18 protein-coding genes, 1 tRNA gene and 1 pseudogene are annotated in these 15703 nt (G+C 36.8%); 12 read left to right on the forward strand and 8 right to left on the reverse strand.

Features of this window, described 5'->3' with window-relative positions:
* Positions 1–17: 17 nt before the first annotated feature.
* The 3 genes and pseudogenes from AN486_RS19300 to AN486_RS19310 all read left to right on the forward strand — a co-directional run.
* Positions 18–336: pseudogene (locus tag AN486_RS19300) on the forward strand (RNA polymerase sigma factor SigF); the annotation flags it as partial.
* A 521-nt stretch (positions 337–857) separates the two neighbouring features.
* Entirely contained in the window at positions 858–995 is a 138-nt protein-coding gene (locus AN486_RS19305) for a four helix bundle protein (RefSeq protein ID WP_250636667.1), read from the forward strand.
* Positions 996–1020: 25 nt separating this feature from the next.
* Positions 1021–1269: a four helix bundle protein gene (locus AN486_RS19310; protein ID WP_250636668.1), complete on the forward strand. Its 249-nt coding sequence runs from the start codon at positions 1021–1023 to the stop codon at positions 1267–1269.
* Between the two features lie 73 nt (positions 1270–1342).
* Here the strand turns inward: AN486_RS19310 and AN486_RS19315 are convergent, their stop codons facing one another.
* Positions 1343–1606 (reverse strand): hypothetical protein, encoded by a 264-nt coding sequence (locus AN486_RS19315; protein WP_039204756.1) that lies wholly within the window; start codon positions 1604–1606, stop codon positions 1343–1345.
* Positions 1607–2294: 688 nt separating this feature from the next.
* Positions 2295–2367, reverse strand: a tRNA-His gene (locus AN486_RS19320).
* A gap of 123 nt (positions 2368–2490) precedes the next feature.
* On the opposite strand from AN486_RS19320, the gene AN486_RS19325 reads away from it, so the two are divergent.
* The 7 genes from AN486_RS19325 (at position 2491) to AN486_RS19355 (ending at position 7491) form a co-directional block, all read left to right on the forward strand.
* Positions 2491–2871: a DUF4359 domain-containing protein gene (locus AN486_RS19325; RefSeq protein ID WP_168637061.1), complete on the forward strand. Its 381-nt coding sequence runs from the start codon at positions 2491–2493 to the stop codon at positions 2869–2871.
* 61 nt (positions 2872–2932) lie between these two features.
* Positions 2933–4282 (forward strand): serine/threonine-protein kinase, encoded by a 1350-nt coding sequence (locus AN486_RS19330; protein WP_290602125.1) that lies wholly within the window; start codon positions 2933–2935, stop codon positions 4280–4282.
* Positions 4283–4337: 55 nt separating this feature from the next.
* Complete coding sequence (locus AN486_RS19335) at positions 4338–4592, forward strand: hypothetical protein (protein WP_039204761.1); 255 nt, start codon at positions 4338–4340, stop codon at positions 4590–4592.
* The gene (locus AN486_RS19340; RefSeq protein ID WP_290602115.1) at positions 4589–5011 is read left to right on the forward strand and encodes a type II toxin-antitoxin system VapC family toxin; all 423 of its coding nucleotides are present in this window, start codon (positions 4589–4591) and stop codon (positions 5009–5011) included. The genes AN486_RS19335 and AN486_RS19340 overlap by 4 nt, the downstream gene beginning before the upstream one ends.
* 216 nt (positions 5012–5227) lie before the next feature.
* Positions 5228–6085, forward strand: a complete 858-nt coding sequence (gene rsmA / locus AN486_RS19345; protein WP_190383526.1) for a 16S rRNA (adenine(1518)-N(6)/adenine(1519)-N(6))-dimethyltransferase RsmA — start codon at positions 5228–5230, stop codon at positions 6083–6085.
* Between the two features lie 110 nt (positions 6086–6195).
* Positions 6196–7143 (forward strand): 4-(cytidine 5'-diphospho)-2-C-methyl-D-erythritol kinase, encoded by a 948-nt coding sequence (ispE, locus tag AN486_RS19350; RefSeq protein ID WP_168637064.1) that lies wholly within the window; start codon positions 6196–6198, stop codon positions 7141–7143.
* A gap of 24 nt (positions 7144–7167) precedes the next feature.
* Positions 7168–7491, forward strand: coding sequence for a DUF3082 domain-containing protein (locus AN486_RS19355; RefSeq protein ID WP_039204766.1), 324 nt, complete (start codon positions 7168–7170; stop codon positions 7489–7491).
* A gap of 438 nt (positions 7492–7929) precedes the next feature.
* On the opposite strand, the gene AN486_RS19360 is transcribed toward AN486_RS19355, so the two are convergent.
* A complete protein-coding gene (locus AN486_RS19360) occupies positions 7930–8802 on the reverse strand; it encodes a DNA-binding response regulator (RefSeq protein ID WP_053539269.1) in 873 nt (290 codons plus the stop codon).
* A 1451-nt stretch (positions 8803–10253) separates the two neighbouring features.
* On the opposite strand from AN486_RS19360, the gene AN486_RS19365 reads away from it, so the two are divergent.
* Positions 10254–10475 carry a HetP family heterocyst commitment protein gene (locus AN486_RS19365; protein WP_027403825.1) on the forward strand — a complete coding sequence of 74 codons (222 nt, stop codon included), beginning with the start codon at positions 10254–10256 and terminating at the stop codon, positions 10473–10475.
* A gap of 142 nt (positions 10476–10617) precedes the next feature.
* Entirely contained in the window at positions 10618–11493 is an 876-nt protein-coding gene (locus AN486_RS19370) for an indole-3-glycerol phosphate synthase TrpC (protein WP_053541278.1), read from the forward strand.
* 21 nt (positions 11494–11514) lie between these two features.
* On the opposite strand, the gene rfbB is transcribed toward AN486_RS19370, so the two are convergent.
* The 5 genes from rfbB to AN486_RS19395 all read right to left on the reverse strand — a co-directional run bounded on the left by rfbB (position 11515) and on the right by AN486_RS19395 (position 15563).
* Positions 11515–12537, reverse strand: a complete 1023-nt coding sequence (rfbB, locus tag AN486_RS19375) for a dTDP-glucose 4,6-dehydratase (protein WP_053539270.1) — start codon at positions 12535–12537, stop codon at positions 11515–11517.
* 8 nt (positions 12538–12545) lie between these two features.
* A complete protein-coding gene (locus AN486_RS19380; protein WP_168637120.1) occupies positions 12546–13553 on the reverse strand; it encodes a glycosyltransferase in 1008 nt (335 codons plus the stop codon).
* A gap of 340 nt (positions 13554–13893) precedes the next feature.
* Positions 13894–14532 (reverse strand): DUF6391 domain-containing protein, encoded by a 639-nt coding sequence (locus AN486_RS19385; protein ID WP_053539272.1) that lies wholly within the window; start codon positions 14530–14532, stop codon positions 13894–13896.
* Between the two features lie 110 nt (positions 14533–14642).
* Complete coding sequence (locus tag AN486_RS19390) at positions 14643–15161, reverse strand: FKBP-type peptidyl-prolyl cis-trans isomerase (protein WP_081424364.1); 519 nt, start codon at positions 15159–15161, stop codon at positions 14643–14645.
* A 78-nt stretch (positions 15162–15239) separates the two neighbouring features.
* Positions 15240–15563, reverse strand: coding sequence for a phasin family protein (locus AN486_RS19395; RefSeq protein WP_027403831.1), 324 nt, complete (start codon positions 15561–15563; stop codon positions 15240–15242).
* Between the last annotated feature and the right edge of the window lie 140 nt (positions 15564–15703).

A 15703-nucleotide genomic window follows, 5' to 3' on the forward strand; every position in this document is an offset into this window, starting at 1 on the left:
TGATAGTCATTGGTGTCATGAGTTTAGATAATACAGTATCTAATTACGTAAATTTCCCAGTCACTTGGGCTGATTTGCTTCCCTGTCATCATAGCATCGCACTTCAGCAACAGCAAGAAGAAAAAGAGCAGCTAGAAGGAGAAATAAGTATGCTAGATGATAAACCCAGAATGGCGGTGGAGTTAGTATTTTTTAAACAATTAACTCGCAAGGATGCTGCTAAGAAGATTGGGGTTTTAAACGGCTACACCAATGACAGTAACACGATATCTGCAAAAAGGTTTGCAACAGTTGATTACTTATTTACAACCAACCTCCATTGCGACTGGATCTTAAAGTATTGGCAAAAATACGGAGATTTGTGGTTTTTGGCATTTTGGCATTTTTTCGACCTGTTACATTGCTATTGTGGGTACGCGAATGTCTTTGTGCGATAATTCCGACTTGCAGAATCCCTCGGTCTATAACCGGGGGTCTTTTTTATTTATTCAATTAGACAGAAATGAATTAATTTTAAACGTTCCTACAGATAGATATAACTATATAAAAATAAAGTTAAATTCATAAGTGAACTAGTCCACATTCCAATGTCTTTAATCATAGCCTCCAGTGGTTTTCAAGCTGGAGGTAATTTTTTATCAATCTTTTATGATAAAGGTTTGAATGATAAATTTCCATCTACATCATTGAAATACTTTTTCTAGATTATCTTGTTCTCCTTGTAATAAAGTAGTTATGGCTCTACCGGACTTAGTATGCTAAAATAACGAAAATAGGGAACAGGGAACTCTTAACTGGGAACAGGAAGAATGTCGGATATTAATGACTTTAAAGACTTAATGATTTGGCAAAAAGGGATGGATATTGCTGAAAAGTGCTATTTCCTCACTAAACTTTTTCCCAAAGACGAGCTATATTCTATGGTTCAACAAATCCGAATAAGTGCAGTATCCATTCCAGCTAATATAGCTCTTATGATATGGGCGACGATATAGAGGAGAATATATAAGATTTTTAAACATAGCGCAAGGGTCAGTTAATGAATTAGAAACTCACCTAATTTTATCTAAGCGAGTAGGATTATGCTCAGAAAAAGATATAGAAATGATTCTTAATTTGTTAAAAGAGGAAAGCAGAATAATTATTAGTCTTAGAGACTTCCAAGAAATAAATTATCCTAAGAAACGAACCACAGAGGCACAGAGTACACAGAGAGAGAATTTCTGCATCAGTTTTGGGACATTTTTTTATTTGGAAGTCTCTTATTAAAAAACTAGAAAATTAAAATTTTTTCCCTGTTCCCAGTTAAGAGTTCCCTGTTCCCTTCTCTCAACTTCTCACTTTAGCATAACAAGTACCGAAGAACCGTAGTTATCTGTGTATAATCATTAAATAATGAGGCTTGATCAAGAGTAGCTATTGTTTCTAAATCTTTAATAAAATTTTGTATTTTTTTGTTCTCACCTCGTGCTTTTCGCCAATGATGAGATTTTGCTAATTTATAAATCTGTTGACTGGATTGAGATATTTTAGCTAGATTAGCTGCAAAATGATTTTTATTTTCAGAACTAGTAATAAGTAATTGGACAAAAATATTTACAGTCATTGCGAGGGAAGGGAAGCAATCACAACCCTTGGAATTGCTTCATTTCACTTCGTTCCATATGGCTAACGCCACGCTACGCTAACGCAATGACATTGTGTAATTAATTCTGTCTCACTACTTATTTGGTAATTCTTCTAGAAGGAGGTGCTTAATTTGTAGTTCTTGCTGTGGCGATAAATTGCTATATATATAATTATTCTGAATTAATTCCCAATTATTAATACTATACTAATACTAAGTAGGTGAACACAATAAAACCAAACTGTGTAAAGAAACGTAAAATCGCCCAAACCCTCTTCACTCTTGCCTCTTGCCTCTTGCCTTTTGCCTTGCCATAACGACAATTTTCAACGCCAACCTACTTATCGTTACTTTCTATATTATTGTCATGTTGAACCATAATTGCAATTGGCGATCGCACTTCATGATTAAATATAACTTTTAGCTTAAACAGTAGAAGCCTCTCACCTACCCGATAGGGAGGTGATGAGATGAATACAATACGCGCGAGTGACGAATTGCCCAACGAGCAAAATTAAGCGCAGCTTAATCAGTGTTGTTGGGCGATGTTAGCGCAGCGGCACGAAGTGCGGAATGAACACTTTCTTGATTTTTTTTTCAAATATTTGATATAATTTTCAACAGTAGGTGTAACTGTCTCAACAATTATTAATACTTAATAAAAAAGGGCGAACGACGGGATTCGAACCCGCGCGTGGTGGTACCACAAACCACTGCCTTAACCACTTGGCTACGCTCGCCATTCAATTTACTTCTGTAAGTCTAGCACGACCTGAGAAAAATGATCAAGTTTTTTGCCAGAAATTAGATAATTTTCTTGGTAGTCTTTAAAAGATTAACCACTATACTGGGTCGAGCTAGAAATGAAACCTTTAACTATGATTATATGCGTAGGAGCAGTGGGCGTTACTGTTCTAGGGGCAGTTATGGCGAAAACTAACCCTAATCAGGAGGAGTATGAAAAGTATGCAGTCCAAAAGCTGACAACATACTTGGAAACTGATGTATGTAAAAAAACACCAAGCTTTTTGGAAAAGTTAATTAAAGTTAATTGTGAACAGTTGCTTAATTCCGCTACGCCACATATTAAGGAACTGATTACTACTACTACTAACCGACAAGACTATATGATATTTAGTATTTACCGGACTCAAATCAAACTGGATGCTTGGATACCAGGGTACAAATTTGAAACGGTGGGGGCATTAAATCAATTTTATACTTATAATGCTGAGGAAAAATAAATCGGCGTAAGTCAAATGAAGACTTAATATACAAGTAGTTCTGAAAAATAACTACTATGTGATGAGTTTTTGTACTAACTGTTTGTACCCGCAAAATCCTGATGATGCGTGTTTTTGTATTAAATGTGGTAAGTTAATTTTACTTAAAGAGCGCTATCGTCCCCTTTATGCTTTAGGTAAGGGTGGTTTTGGGAGAACAATCTTAGGGGTGGATGAACACATTCCTTCCCAACCGCAATGTGTAATTAAACAACTCTGTTTTCCCGAGGAAAATCCAGCCGATTTTAAAAAAGCGGTGGAATTGTTTCGGCAAGAAGCAGTGCGTTTAGATGAGTTGCATCATCCCCAAATTCCTCAGTTGTTGGCATATTTTGAGCAGGAAAATAGGTTATATTTAATACAGGAGTTTATCTCAGGACAGACTTTGTCCCAGGAATTACTACAAGCAGGGGTTTTTAATCAGGGGAAAATCCAGAAATTACTGCAAGATTTATTACCTGTGTTGGAATTTGTGCATAGTCATCATGTGATTCATAGAGATATTAAACCGGAAAATATCATGCGAAAATCTTCTGGGGGAGATTTGGTGTTGATTGATTTTGGTGTGGCTAAGTTTATTTCTGCCACTGGGATGATGAAAACAGGAACAACTATTGGTAGTCCTGAATATATGGCTCCTGAACAAATGCGGGGTAAGGTGTTACCAGCTAGTGATCTTTATAGTTTGGGTGTGAGTTGTATTCAGTTGTTGACGGGGATTTCTCCTTTTGATTTATATGATGATACAAGCGATCGCTGGGTTTGGCGAGATTATTTACTTCCAGAAAATCAGGTTACACCACATCTGGGTGGAATTATTGATAAACTCATTCATAATGCTTTGGCTCAACGTTACAAATCTGCACAAGAAGTCCTAGCAGCAATAGAAATAAAAACACAAACAGGGAAGAAACAGCAACCTACTACTCTCTGTTCTGATACTGGTGTTAATTACCAGCAGTTACGTGATTTCCTGGCATGGAAACAGTGGGAAAAAGCAGATAAAGAAACTTGGGCGTTAATGTGTCAAGCTTTATCTAAATGGAGAGTTACTTATTTATCTAATAGTGATTTGGAAAGTTTGCCTTGTCAGGATTTACAAATAATCGATCAATTGTGGACAAAATATAGTCAAGGACATTTTGGTTTTAGTATTCAAACCCAAATTTATTATAGCTGTGATACCGACTATGCCCAATTTTGTAGTACGGTAGGTTGGTATTTGCCCTATGCTACTTCCCCCCGACAACAATTATCTTTTAAGTTATCTGCACCAATAGGTCATTTACCTTCTCACTTTTGGGCTAGTGGTACTCAGTTAGGAAAACACATGAAAGCTTTAGCTGGAAAGGTGGCAAGCTGTTACAATTAGTTTAAAATGGATATCCCAGCGTTAATGTCTTTTTCTGTAGTAGTAGCGAGGCAATATGACAACACAAGTTGTACTAGGAAATATTAATCCTGTTGTATTAGAAAAATTACAGGGTTTAGCTCAAAGCCATAACCGCAGTTTGGAAGATGAAGTTAAGACAATTTTGGAAAATTTTGTAGAGGCTGAATTAGTCAATCAAGAATCGGTTACTGCACAAGCGTGGAAAAAAATAGATATTGCACGTCAGCGTCATTTAGGTAAAATTTTTAGTGATAGTGTTGAACTTTTGCGTGAGGATCGAAACTGTTGAGTAAATTTGTAGTAGATGCAAATGTAGGGATTAAATGGGTACTACCGGAAATTCATTCAGAAGCAGCATTGCGTTTGAATAAACCAAATTACCAATTATTAGTTCCTGATTTCTTTTTTCCAGAAATTGGCAATATTTTATGGAAGCGGGTACGTCGAGGAGAAATGAATTCAGATGATGCTCAAAATAATTTAGAATTACTTTTGGGATTGCCTTTACAAATTTGTTTATCTCCTCGTTTAATGCCAATGGCTTTAGAAATTGCAGTAAGAGTTCAGCAAGCTGTTTATGATTGTGTATATCTAGCGCTGGCAGTAAATAATAATTGTAAAATGGTGACGGCTGCTGAAAGATTTTATAATGCACTGTCTCATGATAAACTATTTAATTATTTGTGTTGGATAGAAGATTTACGATGAATTTTATTAAAGAAATATGTGAATACAAGAAAGACCTTTGCTATTCTTTGTAGGTTAGAGATGGCATTGATAAGGTTTCAAGTTACATTTTGAAGTGTGATATGTAAGTGATTTGTGGTATTATTAAGAATGGACTTACATCATTAAGTATAATAAAGATTGTTATTGTCCAATAAAATAATCCTGATAATAAGTCTAATTTTTAATGGCAATAAAATGATTCAACCCCGTAAACAGTTTGCTCAACATTGGTTAAAAAGTGATAAAGCTCTGAACGCAATTGTCCAAGCGGCTAATTGTCACGAAACTGATAAAGTTTTAGAAATTGGTCCGGGTACAGGAATTCTCACTCGTCGGTTATTACCGCTGGTGAAATCTCTATTAGCCGTAGAAATTGACCGAGATTTGTGTAAGTTACTGGCTAAACAATTGGGGGAAAAAGAAAATTTTCTCTTGCTACAGGGAGATTTTTTAACTCTTGATTTACCATCGCAATTAACAACATTTACTAATTTTCAGAAGCAGAATAAAGTTGTTGCTAATATTCCTTATAATATTACTGGACCAATTATTGAAAAGTTACTGGGGACGATTTCTCATCCTAATCCAGAGCCTTTTGATACGATTGTTTTGTTAGTACAGAAAGAAGTAGCCGAAAGATTATATGCTAAACCCGGTTCGAGAACTTTTGGGGCGTTGTCGGTGCGGGTGCAATATTTGGCGGATTGTGAGTTAATTTGTACTGTTCCGGCGGCGGCATTTGTGCCTCCACCCAAGGTAGATTCGGCTGTGGTGCGGTTGAGTCCTAAACAAATCGCAATTCCGGCTCATGACCCCAAAAAGTTAGAAACTCTGGTGAAATTGGGATTTGGGTCAAAGCGAAAAATGTTAAGAAATAATTTACAATCGGTAATTGAACGAGACAGCTTGACTCAATTACTGGAACAATTGGGAATAAATCCTCAAGTTCGCGCTGAAGACCTTGGTGTTGCCCAATGGGTATCACTGGTAAATACTATAGCAGCAGTCGGGAGTCAGGAGTCACCGAGTCAGGAGTTAGGAGGAAGAAATTGAAGAATAGAGAATGAAATTTCTCCCCTATTGCCTATTGCTTATTCCCTGTTCCCTATTGCTTATTCCCTGTTCCCTGTTCCCTGTTCCCTGTTCCCTGCTAAATAACCGTTATGCGTTCTTACAGTTTAATTGCACCTGCCAAAATCAATTTGTATTTGGAAATTATCGGGAGTCGTCCTGACGGGTATCATGAATTAGCAATGATACTCCAAAGTATAGATTTGTCCGACCAAATTGATATTCATTCGTCCAGCACTGAAAATATTCGCGTTTATTGCAATCATCCTCAAGTACCTACAGATCAAACTAATTTAGTTTATCAAGCGGCGGCATTAATGGCTAAGGAATTTCCCAAAGCTTTTAGTAATTTTGGTGGTGTGGATATTACTATCAAAAAGCATATTCCTGTTGCTGCTGGTTTAGCGGGAGGTTCTAGTAATGCCGCAGCGGTGTTAGTGGGAATGGATTTACTTTGGAATTTGGGATTAACTCAATCAGAATTAGAAGAATTAGGGGCTGGTCTGGGTTCAGATGTGCCATTTTGTATTGGTGGGGGAACGGCAATTGCTACTGGTAGAGGTGAAGAACTTTCTCCTTTGCAAAGTTTGGATAATTTACATATAGTCTTGGCCAAATATCGCAGTTTGGAAGTTTCTACACCTTGGGCATATAAAACTTATCGGCAACAATTTGGGATTGGTTATATTCAAGATTCGGAAGGTTTAGCGGCTCGTACTAGTGCTTTTCATTCAGAAGATATGGTGAAAGCTATCTTGAATAAGAATACAGAAAACATTGCCCGAAAACTACATAATGATTTGGAGAAGGTTGTTTTACCAGCTTATCCTCAAGTATGGCAACTACGGGAATTATTCGCTAGTCAACCCGGGGTTTTAGGGACAATGATGTCGGGTTCTGGCCCTTCTGTGTTTGCTATTGTTGAATCTCAAAATCAAGGGGAGATAGTTAAGGAACGGATACGTGAGGCTATTCCTGATGAGGATTTGGAATTGTTTGTCACCCATACCATTAAACATGGAATTAAAATCGCTCAATAAAATTGCCTAATTTATTATTTTACTATGAATCAACCGCAAGAAACGCCATCAGTAGATAGTTCTAATCAAGTCCAAGCAACTCCTTTACGCTGTATAACTGGGTCTGTGATATCGGGAGGATTTGCATTTGCTACTTATTCTTTAATGATAGCGATCGCCACTACTTTTGCCAATAAACCCACCCATTCTGATAACCAAACTGTGATCAACATTGCTTCTGCCGTGCGTACCCTAGTTGTAGGTATAGTAGCCTTGGGAGCGGGAATATTTGGGTTAGTTGCATTAGGTTTATTCGCCTTATCAATACAACTTTTTATCCAACAATTAAGCAATCCCAAAAGTAGTTAGTTTTATCTAATAGGAAATAGGGGGGTCATTTTTTCTGACTTTTAATTAGGGTTTGCTGAAAAAGTTGTCTGTCAGGGCTAGTAGTCTGCCAACCCGAAAATGACGGGTGAAGGCAAGCAGGGGGAGAAGAGAGGCACCGGGGGCAGGGGAGGGAAGAACAGAAGTTTTTTCCGCTCATTACCCGTCAAAATAAATTTGACGAACTACTAGAAGTATGGCTTAGAGGATGTTTGAAAAGTATCAGAATTAATTGAGATCCCCCCAACCCCCCTTACAAAGGGGGGCTAAATTCCTCAAAGTCCCCCTTTCCAAGGGGGATTTAGGGGGATCTGCGGGTGTCAGATCCCACACGAAAAAGTTTTCAAACAACCTCTAACGCCACGCTGCGCTATCAGCAAACCCTAATTAGGCGCAGGGACTGCGCCTCTACCTCCTGACTTAACTCCTTCCCGCAGGTACAGGGTTGAGTAATCGTGAGCGATTTTGCCTAAATTGCAACTTAGTCTTTGTCGAATCTGAATTTAACTGGTGTTTTTTTCGCCAATTTCCGGGAGATAACCCATAATGTTGGCGAAACTGTCGAGAGAAATGAGGAGCATTTTGATAACCTATTTCAGCAGCAATTTCCTCAATTGTGTGATTAGTATTTTCCAATAAAGATAAGGCTGCTACCATGCGCCGTTTCACAATCCAAACATTTATTGGCTTTCCTGTTTGTTTACCAACTTGGTTAGTTAAATATGCAGAAGAATAACCTACAGCTTCGGCAACATCAGATGAAGTAATTCCTTCTTGATAGTTAGCTTCTATATAATCGAAAATTATTTTTAAATGGGGAATATCTGGAAAAATTGACGGAGAATTTGCTGATGTATTAGGTAATTCTGTTGATGTTAGTTGATTGGGGTTTGTTGCATACCAATATCTAAAAAGAGCCTGTTTTTGTAATCTAATATCAACGGCTCGCAATAACTCATCCGTTGTTACAGGTTTAGTTAAATAATCATCTGCTCCCAATTCCATTGCTTTTCGTAAAGATGCCTTTGTATTAATAGCAGTCAAAAAAATAAAAGGAGTAATTGCTGTTAATGGATCTTCCCGGAGGTGATTTAATAAGGTATAACCATCTATGTCTGGCATTACTAGGTCACAAATTACCAAATCAGGTAAATATTTCTTGATTAATTGCAGTCCAGTTATACCATTTTCTAAACCTATGGCATTATAGCCTTGAGAGTGAAGACAATCTAAAACAAAATTGCGGTTGACAATATCATTATCAATGACGATAATTCTTTTTGTTTCGTACATAACTATTCCAATCACTAGATTTTGTTATTTTTAGCCGTTACTAAACTCTGTAACAATTTGCGGAAAAATTTTGGATATAAATAGGGCAAAAGGAAACATAAAATTCGATTCAGAGGGAACAGGGAACAGGAAAAACTCATGTTTAAAAACATGAGATTGAAATAATGACACTGTTTTTTTCGTGCTACGCATCTTTTAAAAACATCCTTTTTTTGACTGAGCTTTAAACTCAGAACTAAAGTTTCTTATTTGCTCCCAGTTAAGAGTTCCCTGTTCCCTTCTTTTGTAAAGAGTTAATAAAATCTTGATAATTGCTATTGTTTCAATTAGTATTAGTAATTGATCTTTAGCAGATTTATGTTTAAGCTTGAATAAATCTGATTTTATCAATAAAAAGTAAATACGTTCAACTTGGTTGCATGAAAAAACTAATGGTTGTTTTTATTACTTTTCACTTGAGTCACCCGGAAAAATGAACCTAATTCCATACCAATACTTGTCGGTTAAGCTCAAAAAATAGAATTACGTAGCGACTGTCTTGATTGTCAAGCGCTCGTTAAGGAAAAATTTAAAGTCTAGGAATAAAGTCAGAAAATAGAGGAGAAAAACAGAGAAACGAAACCCAACATTTATAAGCTTTTTTTGGGTTACGCTGTCGCTTGACAATCAAGACAGTCGCTACAAAAACTCTTAACCGAACAGTATTGAATATCATACAATTGCCATATTGTCAATTAATATCTGTATAAACTTTGGGATGGTGAGATTTGATAAATAGGTAAATTGTGAGTTATTTACCTGATTTTCCCAAATTTAGTCTCTTTTGCATTCAACTATGAAAGAAGATACAAGGTCATCTGTCGCCAGGAATATCTTTCTGCCTCAAATTAGCTGCTAATCATTTAGCATCCTCCCCAGGGTAGATAAATGATTGATTAAATTTATATATAACTATCAGCAAGAATCACTGAACGGCAAAATTAGAAAATCTGGAATAGATAAAAGTTAAGAAGCAACATAAAAGGAGTAATGATTTTACTAATAATCACTTACCAAGTATTAAACTGAACGAAACAATTTTTAACTTGATTATACGAAAAAATTAACCTAAAAAAACAAGAAAATAGTATATAATCACGGCTAATAAATTTACACTTAAAAATCTAATAAGTAGGTGAACACAATAAAACCAATCTGTGTAAAGAAAAGTAAAATCGCCTAAACCCTCTTCACTCTTGCCTCTTGCCGCCTTGCCATAACGACGATTTTCAATGCTAACCTACTTATTCTGACAGTCTAATTAGGGCTAAAAAATAAGAGCGAAAAAATTATCAAGTTAATCAAAGAATAATTCATGTATTGAAAGAGTAACTTTGGGTAGTCTTAAAAAAGAGGCATGAAAAAATCTCAAAACCATTAGATGATTATGATTTTCAACAGGAGTGCATATTATGAGTCAAAATTTTAGCGATTATCATTCGTCTGTTAACAAAAAAATTAAGACTGAACAAATAGAGCAAATAATCAAAGCAATAATTGCGGGTAAATATTCTTGGGCTTGTGTTCTAGTTTTACAATTTGCTGGTTATAATCCTATGGACTATATACCCTATCGTACTTATATCAGATTACTTAAAACTAACTGCTTACTTGGTAATTCTCAGCAAAATTAACTTCCTATGATAAAAGCTGAAGGATTTGATGGAAAATTAAAGTAGTTGCGTTTTTAAATCTGAATTTGTGAAAATTCTTTCTGGAAAATAAAAAGGTAAGGTGAAGATTTATCAAAAAAAATATGATTATTATGCAGAATTCATGAGCTACCCAACCACAATTTATAATCATCAAATGCAAACAATTATTCAAGAAATTGTGTGGCAGAAAAAACTAGAAGTTGCACAAATGCAACAAGATATGTCCTGGGCTTCCTTGCAACGTCAATTAAGTGCTGCTCCTACTGTGCGGGACTTTTTTACGGCTTTGCAATTGAGTATTTATAAACCTAGTTTAATTGCAGAAGTGAAAAAAGCATCACTTTATCATAGTGTAATTAGACCAGATTTTGATCCAGTTACTATTGCTCAAGCCTATAAACGAGGAGGAGCATCTTGTGTATCTGTTTTTACCGATCAAAAGTTTTTTCATGGTGGTTTTGATCATCTACGTGCTATCAGATATCGGGTAGGAATACCTCTACTTTGCAAAGATTTTATCATTGATCCTTGCCAAATTTATTTAGCCCGTTCGGCTGGTGCAGATGCAATATCATTAATTGCTGCTATTCTTACAGATAAGCAATTACAAAACTTTTTACGAGTGATTCATTACTTAGGTATGAATGCTGTCATCCAAGTTCATAACTTAAATGATTTGGATAGAGTTTTAGCTTTAGAAGATGTGAGGATAGTTTCTATTAATAACCAGAGTTTAGGTGATTTTAGCATTAATATTAACACTACTCAGGAATTATTGGCAGCTAGGCGATCGCAACTTCAAAAACTGGGAATTTTAGTCCTTAGTGAATCAGGTATAGAAACCCCCGATGATTTATCGTTTGTGGCTGAATGTGGTGTACAAACAGTGATCATCGGAGAATCTTTGCTCAAAGAAAATGATTTGGAACTAGCTGTCAGAAATTTCCTGCAATCGAAATTCCCCATTCATTATTCAGAGGAATTAAAGATTAGGTAATAATTGATAATTACGGATTAATCATAGTAAGGGTTTCCACCAATCACTATGGCTGAGATACCATTCTACGGTTAAACGTAAACCTTCTGTAATTGTTACAGATGGAGTCCAGCCAAATTCTGTTTTTAGCTTATTGGCATTAATAGCATATCTTCGATCATGTCCAGGTCTATCCTTCACAAAAGTAATTAATTTTTCCGCTGGATATACTGGTAAATCTGGGGCTAATTCGTTCATGATTGCACATAAATTTTGTACCAGACTGATATTTTCAACTTCGTTATTGCCACCAATGTTGTAATTTTCTCCGGGTTTTCCTTGATGGATTACCACATCTAACGCCCGACAGTGATCAACTACGTACAACCAATCGCGGACATTTTTACCATCACCATAAACAGGTAATTCTTTACCAGTTAGAATGTTAATACACATCAAAGGAATTAGCTTTTCTGGAAATTGAAAAGCACCATAATTATTAGAGCAATTAGTGATAATTGTCGGTAATTTATAAGTATGATAATAAGCCCGAACTAGATGATCACTTCCAGCTTTGGAAGCGGAATAAGGACTATTGGGACTATAGGCTGTAGTTTCTGAGAATGCCGGTTCATCTGAGGTGAGACTACCATAAACTTCATCGGTAGAAACGTGAAGAAATAGGTAATTACTAGGTTGGTTTTTTGCTTGCCAATATTGACGGAAAGCTTCTAATAAAGTAAAAGTTCCCACTACGTTAGTTTGGACAAATGCAGCAGGTCCGGTGATGGAACGATCAACATGAGATTCGGCGGCAAAATGGGCTATAGTATCTATATTTTCTGCTAAAAGTAGTTGATCAACTAAAGAGCGATCGCTTATGTCTCCTTGCACAAATCGGAAATTCTCTTTGGCTTCAACAGAGGCTAAATTATGGCGATTTCCAGCGTAGGTAAGAGCATCCAGTACCACGATTCTATCATTTGGATAAGCCTGACACCAATGATGGACGAAGTTCGCGCCAATAAACCCAGCACCTCCAGTCACCAGTAATCGTCTATTCATGAGATTCCCTAATTACCCTGTAAATATTTCTTCTTGATTTTAGCAAAGATTTTCTGTGTAAACAATTGCGCTAACCGGATTTTTGTAAAATTGGGAATTTTAGTTGAATAGTTATGTTTATGATCGAAGAAGTTATTTATGTCTGCTAAAATTACTTCTAAACGGTGAATAATATGCTCAGTTCTGTATTCTGCTAACACAGTTTCTGATAAAGTCAATGCTACTGAAGATTCTAAAACCTGCAAAATTTTGGCAACGTCATATTCTAAAGCATAACCAGCGATTTTATAAGAATTAAATCCCGGATCTAAATAATCCGATAATCCCCCATTGACACTAGAAAAGACTTGACAACCACAAGCTAATGCTTCCATTGGTTGTAAGCCAAATCCTTCGCTAACTCCTTGTAATTTCCAATATTCTGCCGAATCATAAAGATAAACTTTAGCACGATTAAATAAAGCTGGTAAATTTTCTACATAACTATCAATAACCAATACTTTACATTTTTTTTCTAAAGCCGGAATTAAGGTTTTAATTAAATATTCTGAAGATTTCCGGGTTTGCACTAAAACATCAATATCTCGATGTTGATGTAAATTAGTAAATTCATCACTAATTTGATTGGGTAAATAATAAATTAGAGAGTTTGGGGCTTGTTGTCCCCAATAACCCAAAGTATTTCTACTCACTGTAATTATGGGAATACTAGCTGGTAAATTAATTTTATAACCTGCACTATGAGCGTGATAAATTACATGATATTTTTGCAATTTAGCCGCTAATTTACCAACATTGAATCCCCAGCTAATTACAAAAATTATGTTATCTAAATCTAAGTTCTTTTCTTTTAATAAATCATCTAAAAATAATTTATCTGATTCTCGCTGACGATAGGTAACTATTTCAGCATCACAAATCTGTTGAGCTAAAGCAACTGTTTTCAATTCTGCCCAAAGACCACCACAAGCAAATTTACCATTTGTTCCTGGTACTAAAAAGTAAAGTTTTCTCATCATCCTAAATATCTAATTTTGAAGTTTATAAATAATGGTGTTGGTTGTGAATAAATCAGGGCGCAGGTGGTTAATGAATCAGGGCGCAGGTGGTGAATAAATCAGGGCGCAGGTGGTGAATAAATCAGGGCGCAGGTGGTTAATGAATCAGGGCGCAGGTGGTGAATAAATCAGGGCGCAGGTGGTGAATAAATCAGGGCGCAGGTGGTTAATGAATCAGGGCGCAGGTGGTTAATGAATCAGGGCGCAGGTGGTTAATGAATCAGGGCGCAGGTGGTTAATGAATCAGGGCGCAGGTGGTTAATGAATCAGGGCGCAGGCCCTGCGCCCCTACGGATTCCTAATTTTCCCAATATACTTTGATAAAATGACTTTCTTTACCCCAAAAATCACGGGTGATGGTAATATTTTCAATAGCTAAATTAAAGGGGATAGAGGTGGTAAGATAACGCTGGGTGAGCATTCCTAAATCTGGTGCAATTTCCGCTGCGGCTGTGGCGGCTAAACCAAAACCGATTAGTTGTTCAATTGGTCGAAATGGTAGTAAACAAGGAATTGTTACTGCTAGTCCTGCTGTTAATAACATGGCTACAGATACATTTGTGCCACAGCGGGGATGTACAGCTAAATCCCATTCTCCAGTGGTCAGACGATGTTTAGCTAATGTTACTGCACGGCGCAAATCATGAATATTCACATCACCATAGAGAAAAAATCCCTGTTCGGTAGACAAACCACCTAATAATTCATCATCTAATTGTATATTGGTGGTTGTTCCTGATGATAAAGAGGAATATTTATTTTCCCCTAGTAACCAGACGGTGGCGTGTTCCAGGGCGTGGACTTGACGGAGCATGAGAATTTCTTTCAACCCAGGGATAAAAGATAACTGTTGCAGTAAATCAGCATCTTGTTTGGGGTGAGGTGCAAGAAAGTCAAAGTTAAAGGAATACGATTCGCCCGAATAAGAAGTATTCATCTTTTTTCTTTTGAGAATTAATTTTCCTTGGTGATATTTTTTGACGATTGCAATAACTGAAAATTTCTGATTTTCCCAATAACCTCACCCCAATTCCCAATTCCCAATTACTATTTAACGCTGATTAGTTCTACGTCAAAAATCAAAGTAGAGTTGGGGGGAATAACGCCACCAGCACCACGCGCACCATAACCTAGTTCTGAGGGGATAATTAGTTGACGACGGCCACCTACTTTCATGGTGCTGAGTCCTTCGTCCCAACCTTTAATTACTTGTCCTGTGCCAATTTTAAAGCTAAAGGGTTTACCGCGATCGCGCGAACTATCAAATTTAGTCCCATTTTCTAATGTACCGACGTAGTGAACCTCAACGGTTTGTCCAGTTTGGGGAGTTGCGCCCGTTCCCTCTTGTAGTTCAATATATTTTAATCCAGAGGCGGTAGTAACAGCATTTGCTTCAGACATAGTATTGCTCTTTATTGGCGTATTGTTTTCTTGCGTGACAGTGGTGGTTGGTTGTGCTGGGGATGAATTACCGATCGCCGCATCTTTTTGACCGCTAATTTGGGTAAATACTAAAACGCCAACACATACCAGCATTAACACCACGCTGAGGAAAATTCCTTTCAAAATCAACCCTCTCTCTTTTAATTACCGATGATCAGATTACTGACAGAACACAAATTAGTTTAAATCAGAAATGATCTTTTAGCGCCATAGCTTATTTTCTAAATCCCGGACTTGACGCTCTAAACGGTCTATTCTCCCCCGTAATTCGTCTACTTCTGACTGACGGGCGACTCCCAAATCCTGCATCATGTTTCGCATTTGTCGCTGCATTTGCTCGTCCCAGTTGCCTTGTTCTGACTGTAACTGATGTACAAGATCATCCATGACTGCCTTTGCTTGCTCAGGATTGAGTTTACCGTCTTTTACCAGTTCATCACTCACTTCTTTGAGTTTGTCTGCAACTAAAGAAGTTGTGCCAATACCCAACATCATTAGCTGTTGCAACCAATTGTTACTATCCATACTGCCTTCCTCTGACTTGTTGCTAACTAAAAGCTTAGTAATTCTAGCCTACACATTTATTTTGTCAGTTGTCAGTTGTTAGTTGTTAGTTGTCAGTTGCAAATAAATATCTTTCCCCCAACTCCCCCAACTCCCCCAAC

This window comes from Anabaena sp. AL93 (genome assembly GCF_001672085.1).
GTDB classification, from domain to species: Bacteria; Cyanobacteriota; Cyanobacteriia; order Cyanobacteriales; family Nostocaceae; genus Dolichospermum; species Dolichospermum heterosporum.